Genomic DNA, 4,202 nt, shown 5'->3' with positions numbered 1-4,202 from the left:
ACCGGCGGAAAGCCATTACTGGGCGCAGTCCTGAAACGAGCTGAAGTCCCTGAGAATGTTACCTTCCGGATAGATCAGAATTATTCAGATGACGAATTTCATCGCTTGCTGCAGGCGAGTGGTGAGGCGACAGGGCTGTCCGAAAGTGAATTGTGTGTTCTTTATGCCAAAGCATTTCTTACCCGTGCCCGTGAGTTATTCCCACGTTTCTTTGAGATGTCGTCATCGTCAGAAGAATTTTTACTTCGCCAGGCAACCATCCACGCGGTGATGGCCTCAGGTCTCAAGACCAGTGAAGACAGAAAAGCCGTGACGGATAAATTCTCTGCCGAACAGGTCCGATCGGGGTTTGTTCGGGTCAGCTATCGTTCGGCGAATAAACTATGCGAGCTGTATAAAGCGTTGGCACACGAAGTGGCATCTTTATATGGAGAAAAACTACAGATCAGTTGTGAGCATTGCATGAAGCGCGGTGATGCAGAGTGCCGTTTCGCGATTAACTGGCAAACGCCCAGGTCTGTACACTCTTCAGGTATGGCGGTAGCTCCGGTATGAGTTATTCCGGGAGTGACAGCGAATTACAGTCGTTAATAGCCAGTATTGCGGATCAACTTTGCGACACAGTTGATAATAAGTTCGACATGCACGTATCGATCGACAGCGACGATGTGCAAGGGCAGAAGTTATCGCTACTGGTGAATTTTCTGCTGGAAAATGTACGCAGAAACATGAGCCAGCTTGAGCAATTAAATAATCGTCTCGAGCACAAAGTAAAAGAACGAACGGAATTGCTCGATCTGGTGATTTCTGGTTCAGACGACGGTGTCTGGATCTGGTTTTTTAATCAGGATCGTGTTGAGTTTTCGCCCAAGTGGCATGCAATGGTTGGCGAGCCAGTGACCGATGAATCTCAGGATCTGAATCACTGGCTGCAACGGGTTCATCCTCGTGATCGTGCTGACCTTCAGGGGGCGATTAAGGCCTTGCTTGAAGGTCGGGAGAATAATCTTACCGCAGAGTATCGTATACGCCATGCTTCGGGCGGCTACCGCTGGATGCTGTGTCGCGGAGCCTGTCAGCGCGATGAAAATGGAGAGCCTACCCTGTTGGCAGGCACCCAGACAGACATTACCAGTATGCGTCTTGTAGACCAGCGCACGGGGCTTCCTAATGAGCATTTCCTGCGTGAGCGTATGGAAGATGTGATGGATAAAGGCGCCAGTTTTTATCTGATTCTGATTGCTTTTCACCAGTTAGATTCACTCAGCGAGTCGCTGGATCATTCTGGCTTGAGTACATTGCAGGACGACGTGTCCCGTCGGCTCATAGGTACGGTCGATGTCCGTTCTGTGGTGGCTAAGATTTCCGGTAATACGTTCGCTGTTTTTGGCCAGGTACGTGGCAATGACGACCCTACCCAGCTAATGGAAGCCGAGTGCGATGCCATAGCAACGAGTTTTTCTGAGCCTTTCCGAATCCAGTCATATGGCGATCACGTGATGAACACTGCGATTGGCGCGTTGGAAAGCACTGAGTTGGCCAACACCAGTGCTGAAGAAATGATCAATGCAGCCTGGTCAGCATTGCGCTACGCCAAGAAGCGAGGCGAAATCTGCTTTTATGATCAGCAGCACCGGGATGTCAGTGCTCGTCGTGTGTTGATTGAGCAGAAAATTCGCAGCGGTATTCGCGACGGAGGCATTGCGCCCTGGTTTCAACCAATATTTGCAGGGCGCACTAAAGCACTGGTGGGCTTTGAAGCTCTGGCACGTATGGATTGTCCCGGTGTTGGGACTGTATCCCCAGCCGAGTTCATTCCCGCAGCAGAGCAGAGTGGTCTGATGGGAGAGTTGGGTGAATGCATTCTGTCGCAGAGTATTGCTATGGCGAAGTCACTGACCGCCGGTGTGCTGCGCGGCGAGCCCTTTTATATCGGCGTGAACGTGTCAGCGATGCAGTTACTGTCGGAAGGTTTTGCATCGACGGTCTTCAGACTTCTTAACGAGCATCAGCTCAGCCCCGAGTTCCTGCGTCTTGAAGTCACCGAGTCGGTATTTGTTGGCAACATAGATATCGCCAAAACTGAGCTAAGTAAATTACGTAACGCCGGTATCAAGATCGCATTAGATGATTTTGGAACCGGATACTCATCGCTAAGCTATCTGCGCCATTTACCGATTGATGTGTTAAAAATTGACCGCAGTTTTATTACAGACCTTGAGCAGCAGGATAGCAAAGCTGCAATTGTTGAAACCATTGTCAGCCTGGCAAAATTGCTGGAGCTGGATGTGGTGGCAGAGGGGGTTGAAACCGAAGCTGAGCTAACGGCCCTCAACGCCATCAGTGCGATGTCAATTCAAGGATTCTATTTCAGCCGGGCGCTGCCTGAGTACGAGCTGGGACCATTGATCGAACACAACCTGAACAGCCGCAGAGTTGTGAACCTTCCTGCCCGCGTTTAGGTGCGGCCATAAAAAAACCGGCGCATTCGCCGGTCTTCTTTAGTCTGACAATAAATCAGTCGTCTTTTTCCATATGCACAGATACCTGTGGGAATGGAATTTCAATGCCTTCTTCGTCGAAGCGCAGTTTCACTTTTTCCATCATGTCCCAGTACAGGCCCCAGTAATCCGCTGAGTTTACCCAAGGACGGCAGATCAGGTTAACTGATGAATCTGCCAGTTCGTGTACTTTGACGACGGGCGCAGGATCTTTCAGAACCCGTTCGTCCGCCTTCACCATTTCTTCCAGGATTTTCTTCGCTTTAAGAAGGTCCGAACCGTAGCCAATACCAAACACCATGTCGACGCGGCGGGTCGGCTGCTCTGAGAAGTTGGTCATGGTGCCAGAGAACACGTTGCCATTCGGAATTGTGATGACCTTGTTATCAGGTGTCTTCAGGCGGGTATGCAGGATGGTGATCTGCTCAACTGTGCCCATCTCGCCGTCGAGCTCACAGAAGTCACCCACTTTGAATGGACGGAACAGGATCAACATAACACCCGCAGCGAAGTGGGACAGCGAGTCTTTCAAGGCCAGACCAACAGCCAGACCGGCGGCACCAAGCAGAGCGACCAGAGAGGTGGTATCAACGCCTAACTGCGATAGCGAGAAGACAATAACAAGCAGGAGCAGGACGCTACCAATAATATTGGCCAGGAAGTTCACCAGCATAGGCTCAAGGCTGGCTTTCTCCATAACCTTACGCGTTCCGTTAGTTACGGTACGGGCGATGATGCGGCCGATAAAGAACACCAGAATAGCCAGTACGATCTGGGTGCCCCAAGGAAGGATGTAATCAGCCCACAGTAGCTGTGGATCAAGGTTCAGTTGTTCCCAATTGATATTCACAAATAAATCCTTACTCCGGAGGAGGTATTGAGTATGAAAGTCTTTTTGTTCGCCAGATCATTGCGCCAAAATCATTCTGGTGCAAGCGAACCCTGACATTTTGGGGCTCAAATCAGACAGATTTATTGCGGCTTAGCTGTTCGCTGAAAAATCCGCCCGGTTGGCGTAGGCAAACACGTCGGAATGCATATTGGACTCTTTCAGGCCTAAAGGTTCCAATTGGTCGAGGGTACCGAACACCATGTTAGGTGAGCCGCAGGCGAACATATCAACGTTTGTCAGGTTGTCAAAATCTTCGTGGATAACTTCGTAAATCCAGCCGGCGCGGCCGTTCCAGTCATCGGCGTGCTGCTGAATAATAGGATGGTAATGAAAATTGGAAAAATCGTTCTGCCAGCTTTGTGGCAACTCTGGCAGGTAGAAGCCGACTGCTGCACGGTTCGACCAATAAAGGTGAATCTCGCGCTCAGGGTCGAGCGCGAGGGTCGCTTCTATCAAAGCTTTGATTTGTGAGAACCCGGAACCAGCAGCCACCATAAGTAACGGTTGCCCTTTGCGTTGATCAAGAAAATGCCGGTTTATGTAGCAGTCGCCGGCAGGAACGGTGACACGTGCGATGACGGCTTGCTGCAGGAAGTTCACTACCTCATTTGCCTTGTCGCTGTTGGCGGCAATATGGAGCTCAATTTCCCGCGACTCTTTGCCTGTGAGGGCGCCGGGAGCAGAAGCGATGGAGTACGGTAGCTGTTCCTCGTTTGCGTCGTTTCCGATGTGCAGCATCAGATACTGCCCGGCCCAGAAGTCCGGAGCCTTGCCGGCAGGTGCGAGAAGGATTACCCGGTAAACGTCAT

3 protein-coding genes and 1 pseudogene are annotated in these 4,202 nt (G+C 50.9%); 2 read left to right on the top strand and 2 right to left on the bottom strand.

The genetic code is table 11. The features are described from left to right. On the top strand, positions 1–555 hold a 555-nt coding region (locus B2067_RS15715), incomplete at its 5' end, for a heme NO-binding domain-containing protein (protein WP_301389066.1). Then, positions 552–2,462, top strand: coding sequence for a putative bifunctional diguanylate cyclase/phosphodiesterase (locus tag B2067_RS15710; protein WP_301389064.1), 1,911 nt, complete (start codon positions 552–554; stop codon positions 2,460–2,462). The genes B2067_RS15715 and B2067_RS15710, both read left to right, overlap by 4 nt. A 55-nt stretch (positions 2,463–2,517) precedes the next feature. Here the strand turns inward: B2067_RS15710 and B2067_RS15705 are convergent, their stop codons facing one another. Both B2067_RS15705 and B2067_RS15700 read right to left on the bottom strand, forming a co-directional pair. Then, a complete protein-coding gene (locus tag B2067_RS15705) occupies positions 2,518–3,345 on the bottom strand; it encodes a mechanosensitive ion channel family protein (RefSeq protein WP_301389067.1) in 828 nt (275 codons plus the stop codon). Positions 3,346–3,483: 138 nt separating this feature from the next. After that, positions 3,484–4,202 (bottom strand): annotated as a pseudogene (locus B2067_RS15700) (hypothetical protein); the annotation flags it as partial.

This window comes from Thalassolituus sp. UBA2590 (assembly GCF_002339775.1).
Taxonomy (GTDB): domain Bacteria; phylum Pseudomonadota; class Gammaproteobacteria; order Pseudomonadales; family Oceanobacteraceae; genus Thalassolituus.
The sequence above is the reverse complement of the archived record's forward strand: the minus strand, read 5'-3'. Positions and strand labels throughout refer to the sequence as shown.

What these genes read in the sequence shown, in the direction of transcription:
- B2067_RS15710 (WP_301389064.1), top strand. Translation starts at nt 552, where the DNA reads ATGAGTTATTCCGGGAGTGACAGCGAATTACAGTCGTTAATAGCCAGT.